Genomic DNA, 15,624 nt, shown 5'->3' with positions numbered 1-15,624 from the left:
GTGTTCCTTTGTTCTTGCTTGTTCTTGTGTCCCATCAGAGCACCGCGTGATGTGACCCGTCTAACATCAAAATCCACTCGCCGTGATACCAAACTGATATGGTGCCGGGCATGGATCTCCACCATCTCAAGTACTTCGTCGTGCTCAGCGAGGAGCTGCATTTCGGACGGGCGGCGCAGCGACTGCACATGGCGCAGCCGCCTCTTTCGCAGCGGATCAAGGACCTGGAGAAGGAGCTGGGGGTGCTGCTGTTCCACCGGCGGCGGACCGGCGTGGAGCTTTCCGAGGCCGGGGCGCTGCTGCTGGAGCACGCCCGGGCCGTGCTGGATAACGTGGCGATGGCGCAGGAGTCGATCCGGCGGATCAGGCCCGGCGCCTCCGGCGTGCTGCAGGTGGCGGTGCCGCCGGACACCAACCCGGTGGCTTTGTCCGCGATGGTGTCTTCGTTCAGCTCGATTGCCCCCGACGTGCTCCTGAACCTGCACGAGCTCACCACGGTCGAGCAGGTGGAACGACTGCGCGACGGCGAACTGGACGTTGCGGTGGTCCGTCACCCTTTGAGCGCGGTGGGCTTTGAGTCGGGGCCGGTGTTTTCGAAGGCTCTGGGCGTGGTGCTGAATGCTTCGCATCCTTTGGCTTCGCTTGATGCGGTGCCGCTGGGCAAGCTGGCCGGGAACCCACTGATCATCTTCCCGCGGCACATGGCCCCGCCGCTGTACGACTCGTTTCTGCAGACGTGCCGGGATGCTGGCTATCTGCCGGCGGCCATTGTGCATGCGCGCAACCAGCACTTCACGCACGGCCTGGTCCTGGCCGGCCGCGGCGTGCACTTCAACGAAGAGCCGTGGACGCCGCTTCCTTCCGGCATTGTGTGGCGGCCGCTTGTTGGTGATCCGCTGGCCTGGCGGACCTCGGCGCTATGGCTGAAGAGCCGCAGGTCAGCGGAGACGGACGCGTTTGTGGAGGCGGTTGGTGTGGGGCTGGGGGCCGGTGGGCACGGGTGAGGCGCGGAGCAGACGGGCCGACAAGTATCAGCGGGCAAGTCCGGACTGGTCGAACGACAGCCCCAACAGCGCGCCGTAGCGAACAACCTCCCCCCAGGACCCAGCACAGATCTGCGACGTCCGCCGCCGGTCGGAAACTGACTACCTAGCTTGGCAACGACACTTGTCCATCCCGGGAACAGCGATCCCAGCAACCCGCAAGAACGATACATTCGTGGTCTCGTACGCAAGGAATGTCATCGTTGGTCAAGGCTTCGGGCGCTACCCACCCAAAAAACACGGGTCGTCGCCTTCCGGATGCGATCCAAGATTCCAGCAACGTCACGCACCGGCTCCTCTTATGCAAACGCACGCCGAATATGCCTGCGGGTAAGGGGTGCCGGCCTTACTCTATTGGAAAGCAAGCGCCTTCCAAGGGATGCGTATTCTGCGGACGATCCGACTGGCAGGCGGTAGAGTGGGGGAGAATCATGAAAGTGCTGCTTGATGCGAACATCTTAATCGCAATTGAGGGGGATTCCAATCGCGAGCATGTGAATTCCGATATTGCGGCAGAGCTGCACCGCCTAATTCTTGCGGTTGGCGGAACTCCCTGCATTATCGACAATGTGCGCGATGACTTCGTCAGGTCGACCGAAAAGTCTCTTCGTGAGCGTAGACTTCGAGAAATCTCAAAATATCTCCCTCTGGCACGCGTGACAATCCCCCATGATTTCGCAAAGCTCGCCGGCTACAAAGAACCGCTGAGCGACAACGACAAAGTTGATGCCGCTCACCTACTAGCCGTCTATCGCAATGCCGCGTCCTGGCTAGTGACGGAAGATCGTGGTGTTCACCGAAAAGCCCAGGCGCTCGGACTCGCGGACAGGGTTATGCTTCTGGGCGACGCGGTAGCAAGCCTCAAAGCCCTGCTCTTTGAGCCCATCGAGCATTATGCAGTCGAAAGCGTCAGCCCCCACCAGTTGGACCTCTCTGACGGAATATTTGACTCGCTCCGCGAAGGATATCCCGGGTTTAACCGCTGGTGGCAGACTAAAGTTGTGGCGGAAAATCGCCACTGCCTCATACTAGGCTCGGTCGAAAATATCCTGGGACTCGCTGTTCTAAAACAAGACTTACCTGACAGCGGCTCGCTTCCCGGAAAAATTCTTAAGATCTGCACATTCAAGATATCCGATAACGCTATAGGCGCAAAACGTGGCGAGCTTCTGTTGGGAACAGTCATCGATCACGCTCGAGATAACACATATGATTCGTGCTTCGTCGAAGTACATAGTCGTCATGATTCACTTGTCGCACTTCTTCTGGAATTTGGATTTTTCCGAATCGGCGAAAAACGACCCGGGGAGCAGATACTTGGCAAGATTCTGACCCCACAGCTCGACCCCGACCCATGCGACGATCCTCTGGCATACAACCGGAAGTACGGCCCGGGCGCGATGCTGGTGAGGCGGGCATACATGATTCCGGTCATACCCGCATGGCACGACATGCTCTTTCCAGCGACTAGCCTTCAACCGAGTTTGTTCGATCAGACCTACGGCAATGCCGTGCGCAAGGTATACCTTTGCCACTCAAGAATCGAGAAGCTAAGGCCGGGTGATTCACTCTTTTTCCTCCGGACTCACTACAGCCAAGCCGTGCACGCCGTCGGGGTCCTTGAGGAGACGCTTCGGACCACCGAGGCGGAGCAGATTATCGAATTTTCCGGAAGCCGTACTGTATTCTCCCGCGCGGAAATCGAACACATGTGCGATCGGCCAGTCCTCGCGATCCGGTTCCGGCTCAATGGCATACTAGATAGGCCTCGATCCATCGGAGAGCTCAAGGAACAGGGGATCATAGCGAGGTCACCGCAATCTATCGCCGAACTCACGAGTCAGAGGGGAAAGTCATGGGCCCAAACCGTCGCGGACGAGTAGCCCTCATGTCGATTCGGCCAGAATTTGCCCATGCCATCTTGGAAGGCACCAAGACCGTCGAATTCCGGAAGCGTCCCGTGGCCTCCGATGTTAGCCACGTTCTCATCTACGCAACCATGCCGATAGGGGCGTTGCTAGGTTGGTTTGTAGTTGAGGGCCAGTACACTACCGAGCCTCACAACTTGTGGAGGAGGTTCCGAAGTTCTGGCGCAATATCAAAGGACCGCTTCTTCGAGTACTTCAGCGCGAAGGAAAGCGGTACTGGAATACGCGTTGGCTCTGTCGTCAAATTTGAGCAACCGCTTCTCTTGTCAACGCTGGACGGAGTGGGCAGAGCCCCGCAGAGCTTCCAATACCTCTCGGAGGAACAAGCCACAGTATTCTTCGACAGGCAACCTTGGGTCGAGAGACTTTAGCCTAGGACGTACAGTTTTCGCGTCGGCCCGCCGGTGAGATCAGGGTCGCTTTAGGCGATCATGCATCTGTGTCGTCCACTTCCGGAGGGTAACTCCTCGAAAATCCCGGGGATGGACCTAGCTCGAACCCTTTGCCGTACGACGAAGCAGACCATCAATAGTCTGTTTAGTTTCGCGTGCGCCGCTGAAAGAGGACACCTGGCCAACTGTCCGGCCAGCAGCCGTCCGAATCACCAGGCCCGCGGTTCGAGTCGGTGAGGCGACCTTGGCGGTACGATTGCCGCTCGCCGTCCCGGCCCCGGCATTCAACTTCGCCATATCACTCCCCTTTTCCTCTCAGTGTAGGCCCACATGCTGTCAGGAAACCTTCCGTTTCGCCAAGGCCTCGAGGAATGCCCATGTCTGCACTGCAACGATCGGAGTCCACAGAACCTGGGACCAAGGGAAGACAAACGGAACTGCTGCCGCGATCGCCATGATCACGAGTGTTGTGGCCGACGCTATGAGGACTCTCCTATATGGCCTCAGAATCAAAGCAACGATCTCATGCTCAGGCGCCCGGCTTAGCCATGAAAGCAGCAATGCTGGGGCGGTGAGGATCACGGAAACGGCCGAAGTCGGAAGGCCGACGTCAGCAGAAACAATCAGGCCGGGCACAAGAGATACGACCCACGCAATCAGGACTACACCGGACACAACAAAACTGCTGATCCTCGATACGGTATAGATCCCCTGTGGAGCCGGCTCCACGATTAGTTCCGCTTCCGCGGTCGCAAGGCGACTGTCCGGTGCACAGGCTAAATGGCCAAGCGACCTCGGCCGCACGGATGCATCTAGGTGCTCCGAGATGACCGTGCCATCCGAATCGTACTGGACGAGCTTGAGGCTTGAGAGACACAAGCCATGGGGTACTTCAACTTCTAAGTGATAGCTACCAGCCATGCCGAAATCTGGCACCTCCCACGCGATGTGCCTTGTGTTCGGCCCCTGCGCTTCAGGCGGATCATCGTCTCGGGAATACTTAATCACGGTCCGTGTGCCCAGTAAGCCCGCATCCACTTCTACAAGAAGCAGAAAGTTTGTAGCGAACTGCAACGCAAAGTGTCTAAACAGGTCGATTTGGTTACGTTTTGCGGGATCCTCAGGTCGCAACTGCACGGATTCCAGCCACTGGAGAAACTCTTCGGCCACCTTCAAAGCTTCGTCAGGCACCGCACGCACAAGGGATTCCAATTGATGCCGACACTCTGGTGACTGGTAGGCCGTCCTAGGCAACACCGACTTCGCGAGGCTCATAAGAAGACGTAGAGAATGCTCACTGTTTTCGCTTGCCTCCAGGATTGAGAGGCTTGCAGACCCCGCCCCCGAAGTGTTCACGCGCCTCAGGGCGCCTTTTCGAAGCGATCCCAGAGGAACGATGACCCTGTCCCGGCTGCCATCGATCCTGTACTCCGGAGGAATCGTGACGTCATGGGAAATGTGCCAACGAGAATTGCCAGATTCATCCATCCTCAGAGCCTCAACCCTTCGATGAATCCAACTCGGAGAATCAAGCACCATGGATGCAAGCGCCAAGCCTTCATCAATGGCCGCACTGCGTCTTCGAAAAATCACGCGCTCACTCTATATCGATGCACCTCAAACACGGCACGAGTCGAGCCCGCGACTGGTGGCTAGCACTCCCACGTTGGTATCCCAAACCGTGCCCTGCCCACGTCACCTCTTGACTCCCCCACCCCACCTTCCCTACACTTTTCATAAAGCAGAATCTAAATTCCACAAAGCGGAAACAAGCAAGTGAAGCCAAGCGGAACCACGATCCAAAGCCCCTCCTCGGAAGGACACCTACGATGACGTACACAGTGAACTGCTCCATCCTGCTGACGGAGCTGCCCCTGCTCGAGCGCCCCGCCGCCGCGAAGGCCGCCGGTTTTGACGCCGTCGAGTTCTGGTGGCCGTTCGAAACCTCCGTCCCCACCGACGCCCAGGTCACCGAATTCGAAAACGCCATCAAGGACGCCGGCGTGCAGCTCACCGGCCTGAACTTCAACGCCGGCAACATGCCCGGCGGCGACCGCGGCCTGGTCTCCTGGCCCGCCCGTTCCTCCGAGTTCCAGGACAACATCGACGTGGTCGCCGGCATCGGCGAACGCCTCGGCTGCAAGGCCTTCAACGCCCTCTACGGCAACCGCGTTGACGGCGTCTCCGCCGAAGAGCAGGACGCAATCGGCGCCGAGAACCTCGCCAAGGCAGCCCAGGGCGTGGCCCGCATCGGTGGCACCGTGCTCCTCGAGCCCGTCAGCGGCGCACCCAAGTACCCGCTCCTCAAGGCAGCCGACGCCCTCGCCGTGATCGCCCGCGTCAAGGAAGAGTCCGGCGTCGAGAACGTCAAGCTGCTGGCTGACTTCTACCACCTGGCAGTCAACGGCGACGACGTCGCCGCCGTGATCGAGAACCACGCCAAGGACTTCGGCCACATCCAGATCGCCGACAACCCCGGCCGCGGCGCCCCCGGCACCGGCGAACTCCCGCTCGGCGAATGGATCGCCCGCAGCCGCGAACTCGGCTACGAAGGCTACATCGGCCTCGAGTACAAGGAACCGCAGGAAACCGCCTTCGCCTGGGCCATCCGCGAACGCGCCGCCCGCTAAACCAACCAGCACACCCGAGTTAACAAAGACTTTCAGTAAAGGATTCACAATGAGCAACGTTGCAGTCATCGGCCTCGGAATCATGGGCCTGCCCATGGCCATCAACCTCGTCAAGGCCGGCCACACCGTCACCGGTTTCAACCGCAGCCAGGACAAGATCGAGAAGCTCGTCTCCGAAGGCGGCAAGGGTGCCACCAGCATCGCCGACGCCGTGAAGGATGCCGACGTCGTCATCACCATGGTTCCGGACTCCCCGGACGTTGAAGGCGTCGTCACCGGCGAAGACGGCGTGTTCGCCAACGCCAAGCAGGGCACCCTGTGGATCGACGCTTCCTCCATCCGCCCGGACGTGGCCGTCCGCCTCGCCGAAGCCGCCAAGGCTGCCGGCATCCGTCCGCTGGACGCCCCGGTTTCCGGTGGCGAGCAGGGCGCAATCGACGCCGTCCTCTCCATCATGGTGGGCGGTTCCGCTGAAGACTTCGCCGCAGCCCAGGACGTCCTGAACGCCGTCGGCAAGACCATCGTGCACGTCGGCCCGTCCGGCTCCGGCCAGACCGTCAAGGCTGCAAACCAGCTGATCGTGGCCGTCAACATCGAGGTCCTCGGCGAAGCCATCGCCTTCCTCGAGGCCTACGGCGTGGACACCGACGCCGCCCTCAAGGTCCTCGGCGGCGGCCTGGCCGGCTCCAAGGTCCTGGACCAGAAGGGCCAGAAGATGCTCGACCGCAACTTCGACCCCGGCTTCCGCCTCGCCCTGCACCACAAGGACATGGGCATCGTCACCTCCGCAGCCCGCGAGGCCAACGTTTCCATCCCGCTCGGCGCCGTTGTCGCCCAGCTGGTCGCCGCCACTGTCAACCAGGGCGACGGCGGCCTGGACCACTCGGGACTCTTCAAGCAGGTCCTGCAGCTCTCCGGCCGCAAGTAGGTCTCGACAAGCTCGACCACCCCGCTCCTAAAGGAGCGGAAACAAGCAAAACAGGGCAGCCGCCGTCGTACCGAAACGACGGCGGCTCAGCCCGACACACCCAAAACCGGGTTTCGGGTCTCGACAGGCTCGACCACCGGGTTTCGGGTTTCGACAAGCTCAACCACCGGGTCTCGACAGGCTCGACCACCAAAAAACTTTAGGAGCACAAAATGGCAAAGATGCGCACCGTTGACGCTGCCGTGGCCATCCTGGTTAAGGAAGGCGCCATTGAGGCGTTCGGCCTGCCCGGCGCGGCCATCAACCCCTTCTACTCCGCGATGCGCGCCAATGGCGGCATCCGCCACACCCTGGCCCGCCACGTTGAAGGCGCCAGCCACATGGCTGACGGCTTCTCCCGCGCCAAGGACGGCAACATCGGTATCTGCATCGGTACCTCCGGCCCCGCCGGCACCGACATGATCACCGGCCTGTACGCCTCCTGGGCCGACTCCATCCCGATGCTCTGCATCACCGGCCAGGCACCCGTTGCCAAGCTGCACAAGGAAGACTTCCAGGCCGTGGACATCGAGTCCATCGCCAAGCCGGTCACCAAGATGGCCATGACCATCCTGGAACCGGGCCAGGTTCCCGGCGCCTTCCAGAAGGCCTTCCAGGTGATGCGCTCCGGCCGCCCGGGCCCCGTGCTCCTGGATCTGCCGTTCGACGTGCAGATGGCCGAAATCGAATTCGACATCGACGCCTACGAGCCGCTGCCCGTGGAGAAGCCCAAGGCTTCCCGCAAGCAGCTGGAGAAGGCCCTGGACATGCTCACCGCGGCAGAGCGTCCGCTGATCGTCGCCGGTGGCGGCATCATCAACGCCGGTGCCTCCGCGCAGCTGGTTGAGCTGGCCGAACTGCTGAACGTTCCGGTTATCCCCACCCTGATGGGCTGGGGCGCCATCCCGGACGACCACCAGCTGATGGCTGGCATGGTCGGTCTGCAGACCTCCCACCGCTACGGCAACGAGACCCTGCTGGCCTCCGACTTCGTGATCGGCATCGGTAACCGCTGGGCCAACCGTCACACCGGCGGCCTGGACACCTACACCGCGGGCCGCAAGTTCGTGCACATCGACATCGAGCCCACCCAGATCGGCCGCGTGTTCTCCCCGGACTTCGGCATCGCTTCCGACGCCGGCGCAGCCCTGGACGGCCTGCTGGAAATCGCCCGTGAGCGCAAGGCCGCAAAGACCCTGCCGGACTACTCCAGCTGGGTTGCCGACTGCACCAAGCGCAAGGGTTCCCTGCAGCGCAAGACCCACTTCGAGAACGTGCCGATCAAGCCGCAGCGCGTCTACGAAGAGATGAACAAGGCCTTCGGCAAGGACACCACCTACGTGACCACCATCGGCCTGTCGCAGATCGCCGGCGCGCAGCTGCTGCACGTCTTCGGCCCGCGCAAGTGGATCAACGCCGGCCAGGCAGGCCCGCTGGGCTGGACCGCTCCGGCGGCCCTCGGCGTCGTGCGCGGCAAGCCGGGCGAGACCGTTGTTGCCCTCTCCGGTGACTACGACTTCCAGTTCATGATCGAAGAGCTGGCCGTGGGCGCGCAGTTCAACCTGCCGTACATCCACGTGGTGGTCAACAACTCCTACCTGGGCCTGATCCGCCAGTCCCAGCGCGGCTTCCAGATGGAGCAGAACGTCTCCCTGGGCTTCGACAACATCAACTCCCCGGAGACCATGGGCTACGGCGTGGACCACGTCAAGGTCACCGAAGGCCTGGGCTGCAAGGCCCTGCGCGTCGAGAACCCCTCCGACCTGCCCGCTGCCTTCGACAAGGCCAAGGCGCTCATGGAGGAATTCAAGGTTCCCGTGGTGGTCGAAGTGATCCTGGAAAAGGTCACCAACATCTCCATGGGTGTTGAGATCGACGGCGTGAACGAGTTCGAAGAGCTGGCAGAGCGCGGCGAGGACGCCCCCACCGCGATCATCGCCCTGCTCGACTAGTCACAAGAAGCAAGTACAAGGAGGTACGGAATGCGTGTGGTCATCGCCCCGGACAAGTTCAAGGGCTCGCTGTCCGCGCCCGAGGTTGCCCAGCACCTCGCGGCCGGGCTGGAGAGCGCGTTCGCCGCGGCAACTGCCGCGGATCAGCTCACCACCACGCTCATTCCAGTGGCCGACGGCGGCGAAGGAACCCTCGACGCCGCCGTCGGCTCCGGCTTCACTCGCCGCAGCGCCACCGTCACCGGTCCGCTCGGCGAGCCGGTGACGGCGGACTTCGCCGTCCGCGGCAACCAAGCCGTCATCGAAATGGCGGCCGCCTCCGGGCTGGCCCTCCTCCCGGAGGGTCCGTCCTCGGAGACGGCAAAGGACGCCACCAGCCTCGGCACCGGCGAACTGATCCGCGCCGCCCTGGACCTGGGCTGCCGGAAGATCATCCTCGGCGTAGGCGGCAGCGCCAACACCGACGGCGGCGCCGGCGTGCTGCAGGGCCTCGGTGCCCGGCTGCTGGACGCCGACGGCAACGAACTCCCCGCCGGCGGCGGCGCGCTGTCCCGCCTGGCCCGGATCGACTTCTCCGGCCTGGACGTCCGGCTGGAGGACAGCCGCTTCGTCCTCGCGTCCGACGTCGACAATCCCCTCTTCGGGACGCTCGGCGCCCCGGCGGTGTTCGGTCCGCAGAAAGGCGCGACGCCGGACGACGTCACCGCGCTGGATGCGGCCCTGGCCCGCTTCGTCGAGGTCCTCGGCGAAGAAATCGGCGACCGCGCCCAGGCCGCAGCACAAGCGCCCGGCGCGGGCGCGGCAGGCGGCGTCGGCTTCATCGCGATCGCGGCACTGGCCGCATCACGGCGGCCGGGAATCGACGTCGTCCTCGAATTCACCAGGCTCGCAGAACAGTTGGCCGGCGCCGATCTGGTGATCACCGGCGAAGGCAGCCTGGACGAACAAAGCCTGCTCGGCAAAACCCCCATGGGCGTGGCCCGTGCAGCGGAAACCGCGGGCGTTCCCGTGGTGGCCGTCTGCGGCCGGACCACCCTCAGCCAGGAGCAGCAAAGCGACTCCGGATTCAAGCAGGTTCTCCCCCTGACCGGTCTTGAATCCGACGTCGATGTATGTATAAGGGAAGCAGGAACCTTGCTCGAAACGCTGGGACGGACCATCGGCGAACAGCTGCTGGCCGCATCCCGCACGAAGGAGTCTCTCAATGTCTGAAAGCTTTGACCTCGTCATCCGCGGCCAGCGGATCCTCACCACCGCCGGCATCGCTGCCCGTGAAGTCGGCGTCCGCAACGGCGTGATCGCCGCGATCGAACCCCTGGGCAACGGCCTGGCCGGCGCCCAGGTCATCGACCTCGCCGACGACGAGACCCTGATCCCGGGCCTCGTGGACACCCACGTCCACGTCAACGAGCCCGGCCGCACCGAGTGGGAAGGCTTCGCCTCCGCCACCCGTGCCGCAGCCGCAGGTGGCGTCACCACCATCATCGACATGCCGCTGAACTCCATCCCGCCCACCACCACGGTGGAAGGCCTCAAGCTCAAGCGCGAAGTGGCCGAGGACCAGGCGTTCGTGGACGTCGGATTCTGGGGCGGCGCGGTTCCCGGCAACAAGGGTGATCTCCGCGGCCTGCACGACGAAGGCGTGTTCGGCTTCAAGTGCTTCCTGCTGCACTCCGGTGTGGACGAGTTCCCGCACCTTGACGCGGACGAGATGGAAGAGGACATGCGCGAGCTGAAGTCCTTCGACTCGCTCATGATCGTCCACGCCGAGGACTCCCACGCGATCGACCGCGCCCCGCACCCGGGCGGCGACCACTACGCCACCTTCCTGGCCTCCCGCCCCCGCGGCGCGGAGAACAAGGCGATCGCCGAGGTCATCGAGCGTGCCCGCTGGACCGGCGCCCGCGCCCACATCCTGCACCTGTCCTCCTCGGACGCCCTGCCCATGATCGAGTCCGCGAAGCGCGACGGCGTCAACCTCACCGTTGAGACCTGCCCGCACTACCTGACCCTCATGGCCGAGGAAATCCCGGACGGCGCCACCGCCTACAAGTGCTGCCCGCCCATCCGCGAAGCCTCCAACCGCGAACTGCTGTGGAAGGGCCTCGAGGACGGCACCATCGACTGCATCGTGTCCGACCACTCCCCCTCCACCCTTGACCTCAAGGACCTGGAGAACGGTGACTTCGCCGTGGCATGGGGCGGCGTCTCCTCGCTGCAGCTGGGCCTGTCCCTGATCTGGACCGAAGCACGCCAGCGCGGCATCTCCCTGGAACAGGTGGTGTCCTGGATGGGTGCCAAGCCCGCCGCCCTCGCCCGCCTGCAGAACAAGGGCCAGCTGGCGCTCGGCTACGACGCCGACTTCGCCGTGTTCGCCGCGGACGAGGCGTTCGTCGTGGACGTCACCAAGCTCAAGCACAAGAACCCCATCACGCCCTACGACGGAAAGACCCTGTCCGGCGTCGTCCGCAAGACCTTCCTGCGGGGCTCGGTGGTGGACGGCCAGACCCCCGGCGGAAAGCTGATCCGCCGCGGCAACGTGTAAGGCGGACGCGATGGCCGTCAACGCCCATTCGCTTCCGCCCGCCGGCGCGCTCCAGGCAGTGCGCGCCGGCCACCGGCCCGGCACGGGCACCATCGCAGGTGCCCGGCCGGCCGGCCCCGGCCACCACCCGGGACTGCGCCACGGCCTGGCTCCAGGAGTCGAAGCCCGCGGCCTGGCCGTCTGGGTGGAGCCTGCCGAAGGCCAGGAGATCGACCCCGAAATCTGGGCAAAAGCCGCACAGGCAGTCCTCGCCCGGGCCCGCCGCCTGGCTCCCCAGGCGGAACTGCACCTGCGGCACGGCGCCGAATCCGGCGTCGTCGCCACACCGATCGCCCTGTCCGGACGGCGCAGCAACCTCGCCGTCGACCTCGCCGCCGACACCGTACTGCTCGACGGCGAACCGGTCACCTTCACGTTCATGGAGCACAAGCTCCTGCGCTACCTCGTGGAGAACCTTTCCCGTCCCATCCCGCGTGAAGAATTGCAACGCTTCCTGGAGTCACTGGACTGCCCCGGCGCCGCGTTCCGTTCGATCGACGTGTATGTTGGACGCGTCCGGCGCAAGCTGGGCTCCGCCCGCAATGCCATCGCCACAGTACGCGGTGGCGGCTACCAGTTCGTGCCCGGACCCGGGTCCACGGTGCGCGGGCCGGCGGAATACTGCATCTAGGCAGACCGTTAATTTTGTTTGAGAGATCGCCGGCCACGGCGGTTACCCGACTAGTCAAGGATCGCAACATGACCCAGAAACTCCTCGCCGGAACCCAGGCCCCCGATTTCGCCCTGCTCGACTCCAACGGCCACAAGGTTTCGCTCAGCGATTACCGCGGCCGCAACGTGATCGTCTACTTCTACCCGCAGGCCTCCACCCCGGGCTGCACCACCGAAGCCTGCGACTTCCGCGACAGCCTGGCCAGCCTCCAGGGCTCCGGCTACGACGTCATCGGCATCTCCCCGGACTCCCCGGAGAAGATCGCCGGATTCGTGGACGAATTCTCGCTCACCTTCCCGCTGCTCTCCGACGAGGACCACGCCGTGGCACTGGCCTACGGTGCCTGGGGCGAGAAGCTGGTGGACGGCGAAGTGGTTGACGGCCTGGTCCGCTCCACCGTGGTGGTCAACGGCGAAGGCAACGTTGTCCTCACCCAGTACCAGGTGAAGGCCCAGGGCCACGTGGCCGAACTGAAGGCTGAACTGGGACTGTAGCTTCCTCTCTGGAGGTCCGCCTTCCTGACCTTCTTTGCGCAACTGAACTGCCCCGGTACACCGTTGTTTACGGTGTACCGGGGCAGTCTGCGTTTCAAAGAAGGTCAGGACGGTGGGCCGTTCTCCCCATCGCTGCCGCCCCTGAAGGCATGGAAGGATTACGGCAGGATTGTTCGGACAGGACCGGGGGAATCACCATGAACAGCGCACGACGCCGGAACCGCCTTATGCTCGCGGCGGCCCTTTCGCTGACGGTTGCGGCGGCTGTGGCCGGCTGCACCGGGGAAGCTCCGCCGCCTGCCGGCACGGGAAGCACGCCGCCTGCGGTGGCCCCTTCCTCCGTGGACAAGAGCTTCGCGAAATACGATGCCGTCCGCACGGACGTCGTGGCCGCACTGGAAGAGAAGCTGCCGGGCATCAGCTGGAGCGTCGATTCCCCCGCCACGATGCAGCGCAAGAATGAGGGCCGCTGCATCCTGTACCTCGCCGACATGAAGAGTCCCCAGGACATCGTGGAGCCCTCCAAGAAGTTCCAAGCGGTGTTCGATGCCGTGGACCCGGTCCTGGCTAAGCACGGCTTCGAAGCGTTCGGCGGAACGGACAAGGTACCGGGTGGCTGGATGGTTGCCAGCAGCACGGACAGCGCCGGCGCCTCCCTCCGCATCGAGTCAAAGGGAATGGCGTATGTGCGCCTCCACGTCCCGGTGAACTCCGAGGACTGTGACCCGAAGGAGATTCCGGCGGGCTAGGGCCTGCCGCGGACGTGGACCGGGAAGTTCTGCCCATGGCGGACCACCCGGCTCCGGCCTATCGTGGCAAGGGAAAAGGCTTCAAAAAACCAGGGGGAATACCATGCCGGGCTTCTACGGTGCGGACATTGAGCAGTTGCGGACTCTCGCGAAGACCATGTCCATGCATGCCGACAAAATGACGCTGTTGTCCATGAATCTCGGCAAGCTGATCGCATCGGCGCCCTGGGACGGCCGCGACGCCGAGACGTTCCGCAGGGCCTGGGATTCCGAGCACCGCCCCCTACTCAAACGCGTAGCCGCCGAACTGCAAAGCCAGTCCCGGGAGCTGAAGCGCAACGCAGATGAACAGGACAAGGCCAGTACGGGCGGCGACTCGGGCTCCTCCGGTTCTTCCGGCGTCGGCGATTCCGGAACGCCCGACGGAAACCCGCCCGGGGACCCGAAGCCGCTGGAAGACGGCGAGGACCAGGACGTCCCCGGTGACGTACGCGATGACCCGAATGCCGGCGACCCCGGCGACATCCGGCAGGGCAGCATCGGCGACTGCTGGCTTCTCGCCGGCATTGGCTCAGTCGCGCAGACCTTGGAAAGCCAGGGCAAGCTGGACGAGTTCCTGCAGGAACACATGCAGCCGGTGGGCGACCCGCCGACGCATTGGAAGGTCACCCTGTACGAAGACGGGAAGCCTGTGGAAGTCACCGTTGAAGCCAAATCCACGGAAAACGGTGTGCGCGACGGCGACGGGCAGCCCAACTGGTTGTCCATCTACGAACGTGCCGCGGCCGAACACCGCGGCGGCTCGTATGAGGACATTGACGGTGGTTTCAGCAACGAAGCGATGGAACTGATGACGGGCAAATCGGCCGACAAGGACGGCGAACTCGACCTCGACGACATCGAAGAGAAACTCGGCAACGGCGAGGCCGTGTCCGTGGGCACGGAGGACGTCAAGGACGACGACTTCGACTGGTTCTGGGAGTCCGATGAGGTCAACCGAAATGACGTCGTGCCCAACCACGCCTACATCGTCACCGATGTGAAGACCAACGACAACGGCGAAAAAGTCATCGTCCTGGCCAACCCGTGGGGCCCTGCAGGCGGCACCCTGGACGGCGAACACAAGTCCGGCACCCTGGAATTGACCGAAGAAGAGTACAAAGAGAACTTCGACTCCGTGTACTCCGTAGGCCTGAAGTAAGGACTCCCCCGTGGAACAGCTCGTCACCGTCAAACAGGGCATGCAGCCGCGCTTCGGCAACGTGCTTGTGGGAATCGTGAAGATCGGCGTGGCCGAGGGCGCGCCGGCCATCCAGCTCTGGATCCGGACCGCAGGGCAGGAACGCAAACAAGCCTTCCGGGAAGGCCAGTCCACGCCCCTGCCAGGGACCGGCACCCTGCGCATTGATTCCATCACCCCCGCACAGGGAGACGCCGCAGCCACCGCAACCTTGGCGTACACAGGGAGCGAGTAGCTACCCCGCCGTGAATTTCAGCGTCTGACTACCATTCCCTATGGGCAAGAGAAACTTCCTCGTTGAAGGTGGTTCCGGAACTGGGAAGACCTCCGTGTGTGAGGAGTTGGCACGACGCGGTTACCAGGCCGTTCACGGCGATCGGGAACTCGCATACCAGGGTGATCCGGAGACTGGGGATCCGGTGGAGAACGTTACTGGCTTGGCCGTTCATGACCACCATCTTTGGCAGGTCGACAAAGTGAAGGCGCTCGTAGCGGATCAGCGCGAGGCGGTGACGTTCTTCTGCGGGGGATCGCGAAACTTCATGCAGTTCAGCTACCTTTTCGACGGCGTCTTCGTGCTCGAGGTTGACACCACAACCTTGATCCGCCGGCTCGATGACCGGCCGGAGAACGAGTGGGGAGGACAGAGCCGGCAAGCAGAACGGAACCTCATACTGGAGTTGCATGGAACGAAGGCGGACGTTCCGCGAGGGGCCATCGTCATCAACGCTGCCGCTCCGCTCGCGCATGTTGTCGACGAGATACTGGCCTTGAGTGGAGCGGCAGGAAAGCCTGCCCGTTAGCCTGCCGATCACCGTGCTGCGGGAGGCTGGACCTAGAAGCCGCGCTTCCTGACCTTCTTTGCCCACTGAACTGCCCTGGCACGCCGTTGTTTACGGCGTGCCGGGGCAGTCGGCGTTTCAAAGAAGGTCTGGACGGTTGCGGCAGGCAGTCGGAGTAACTGGCCGGATA

At 63.4% G+C, this 15,624-nt stretch carries 13 protein-coding genes and 1 pseudogene; 13 read left to right on the top strand and 1 reads right to left on the bottom strand.

What is annotated here, in order from left to right; translation table 11 throughout:
- Positions 1-110 precede the first annotated feature (110 nt).
- Together BIU82_RS13635 and BIU82_RS19725 are read left to right on the top strand one after the other, a co-directional pair.
- Positions 111-1,004: a LysR substrate-binding domain-containing protein gene (locus BIU82_RS13635; RefSeq protein WP_070350401.1), complete on the top strand. Its 894-nt coding sequence runs from the start codon at positions 111-113 to the stop codon at positions 1,002-1,004.
- Between the two features lie 470 nt (positions 1,005-1,474).
- Positions 1,475-2,926, top strand: coding sequence for a hypothetical protein (locus tag BIU82_RS19725; protein WP_139146615.1), 1,452 nt, complete (start codon positions 1,475-1,477; stop codon positions 2,924-2,926).
- A 773-nt stretch (positions 2,927-3,699) separates the two neighbouring features.
- On the opposite strand, the gene BIU82_RS13615 is transcribed toward BIU82_RS19725, so the two are convergent.
- Positions 3,700-4,851 (bottom strand): hypothetical protein, encoded by a 1,152-nt coding sequence (locus BIU82_RS13615; RefSeq protein WP_139146614.1) that lies wholly within the window; start codon positions 4,849-4,851, stop codon positions 3,700-3,702.
- A 341-nt stretch (positions 4,852-5,192) separates the two neighbouring features.
- Between BIU82_RS13615 and BIU82_RS13610 the strand changes: the two genes are divergently transcribed.
- The 11 genes and pseudogenes from BIU82_RS13610 to BIU82_RS13560 all read left to right on the top strand — a co-directional run bounded on the left by BIU82_RS13610 (position 5,193) and on the right by BIU82_RS13560 (position 15,455).
- A complete protein-coding gene (locus tag BIU82_RS13610; protein ID WP_070350002.1) occupies positions 5,193-5,993 on the top strand; it encodes a TIM barrel protein in 801 nt (266 codons plus the stop codon).
- A gap of 37 nt (positions 5,994-6,030) precedes the next feature.
- Positions 6,031-6,921, top strand: a pseudogene (locus BIU82_RS13605) (2-hydroxy-3-oxopropionate reductase); the annotation flags it as partial.
- Between the two features lie 212 nt (positions 6,922-7,133).
- Positions 7,134-8,912, top strand: a complete 1,779-nt coding sequence (gene gcl, locus BIU82_RS13600) for a glyoxylate carboligase (RefSeq protein ID WP_070350000.1) — start codon at positions 7,134-7,136, stop codon at positions 8,910-8,912.
- Between the two features lie 30 nt (positions 8,913-8,942).
- Positions 8,943-10,124, top strand: a complete 1,182-nt coding sequence (locus tag BIU82_RS13595) for a glycerate kinase (protein WP_070349999.1) — start codon at positions 8,943-8,945, stop codon at positions 10,122-10,124.
- On the top strand, positions 10,117-11,457 hold the full coding sequence (gene allB, locus BIU82_RS13590) for an allantoinase AllB (protein ID WP_070349998.1): 1,341 nt from the start codon (positions 10,117-10,119) through the stop codon (positions 11,455-11,457). Before BIU82_RS13595 ends, allB begins: the two co-directional genes overlap by 8 nt.
- A gap of 10 nt (positions 11,458-11,467) precedes the next feature.
- The gene (locus BIU82_RS13585; RefSeq protein WP_083292345.1) at positions 11,468-12,127 is read left to right on the top strand and encodes a winged helix-turn-helix domain-containing protein; all 660 of its coding nucleotides are present in this window, start codon (positions 11,468-11,470) and stop codon (positions 12,125-12,127) included.
- Between the two features lie 68 nt (positions 12,128-12,195).
- Positions 12,196-12,663, top strand: a complete 468-nt coding sequence (gene bcp, locus BIU82_RS13580) for a thioredoxin-dependent thiol peroxidase (RefSeq protein ID WP_070349997.1) — start codon at positions 12,196-12,198, stop codon at positions 12,661-12,663.
- A gap of 197 nt (positions 12,664-12,860) precedes the next feature.
- The gene (locus BIU82_RS13575; RefSeq protein WP_074466449.1) at positions 12,861-13,412 is read left to right on the top strand and encodes a hypothetical protein; all 552 of its coding nucleotides are present in this window, start codon (positions 12,861-12,863) and stop codon (positions 13,410-13,412) included.
- 103 nt (positions 13,413-13,515) lie between these two features.
- The gene (locus BIU82_RS13570; RefSeq protein ID WP_070349995.1) at positions 13,516-14,613 is read left to right on the top strand and encodes a C2 family cysteine protease; all 1,098 of its coding nucleotides are present in this window, start codon (positions 13,516-13,518) and stop codon (positions 14,611-14,613) included.
- Positions 14,614-14,623: 10 nt separating this feature from the next.
- Positions 14,624-14,887 carry a hypothetical protein gene (locus tag BIU82_RS13565; RefSeq protein WP_070349994.1) on the top strand — a complete coding sequence of 88 codons (264 nt, stop codon included), beginning with the start codon at positions 14,624-14,626 and terminating at the stop codon, positions 14,885-14,887.
- Between the two features lie 40 nt (positions 14,888-14,927).
- Positions 14,928-15,455 (top strand): AAA family ATPase, encoded by a 528-nt coding sequence (locus tag BIU82_RS13560; RefSeq protein ID WP_070349993.1) that lies wholly within the window; start codon positions 14,928-14,930, stop codon positions 15,453-15,455.
- The last annotated feature ends 169 nt before the right edge of the window (positions 15,456-15,624 follow it).

Source organism: Arthrobacter sp. SW1, assembly GCF_001766675.1.
In the GTDB taxonomy this organism is placed as follows: Bacteria; Actinomycetota; Actinomycetes; order Actinomycetales; family Micrococcaceae; genus Arthrobacter.
This window is presented reverse-complemented; position numbering and strand designations above follow the sequence as displayed.

Excerpts from the sequence above, each read along its gene's own strand:
- BIU82_RS13615 (WP_139146614.1), bottom strand. The coding sequence starts at position 4,851 with ATGGATGAATCTGGCAATTCTCGTTGGCACATTTCCCATGACGTCACG.
- allB (WP_070349998.1), top strand. The coding sequence starts at position 10,117 with ATGTCTGAAAGCTTTGACCTCGTCATCCGCGGCCAGCGGATCCTCACC.
- BIU82_RS19725 (WP_139146615.1), top strand. The coding sequence starts at position 1,475 with ATGAAAGTGCTGCTTGATGCGAACATCTTAATCGCAATTGAGGGGGAT.
- BIU82_RS13585 (WP_083292345.1), top strand. The coding sequence starts at position 11,468 with ATGGCCGTCAACGCCCATTCGCTTCCGCCCGCCGGCGCGCTCCAGGCA.
- BIU82_RS13560 (WP_070349993.1), top strand. The coding sequence starts at position 14,928 with ATGGGCAAGAGAAACTTCCTCGTTGAAGGTGGTTCCGGAACTGGGAAG.
- BIU82_RS13635 (WP_070350401.1), top strand. The coding sequence starts at position 111 with ATGGATCTCCACCATCTCAAGTACTTCGTCGTGCTCAGCGAGGAGCTG.
- BIU82_RS13570 (WP_070349995.1), top strand. The coding sequence starts at position 13,516 with ATGCCGGGCTTCTACGGTGCGGACATTGAGCAGTTGCGGACTCTCGCG.
- BIU82_RS13610 (WP_070350002.1), top strand. The coding sequence starts at position 5,193 with ATGACGTACACAGTGAACTGCTCCATCCTGCTGACGGAGCTGCCCCTG.
- BIU82_RS13575 (WP_074466449.1), top strand. The coding sequence starts at position 12,861 with ATGAACAGCGCACGACGCCGGAACCGCCTTATGCTCGCGGCGGCCCTT.
- BIU82_RS13595 (WP_070349999.1), top strand. The coding sequence starts at position 8,943 with ATGCGTGTGGTCATCGCCCCGGACAAGTTCAAGGGCTCGCTGTCCGCG.
- bcp (WP_070349997.1), top strand. The coding sequence starts at position 12,196 with ATGACCCAGAAACTCCTCGCCGGAACCCAGGCCCCCGATTTCGCCCTG.
- gcl (WP_070350000.1), top strand. The coding sequence starts at position 7,134 with ATGGCAAAGATGCGCACCGTTGACGCTGCCGTGGCCATCCTGGTTAAG.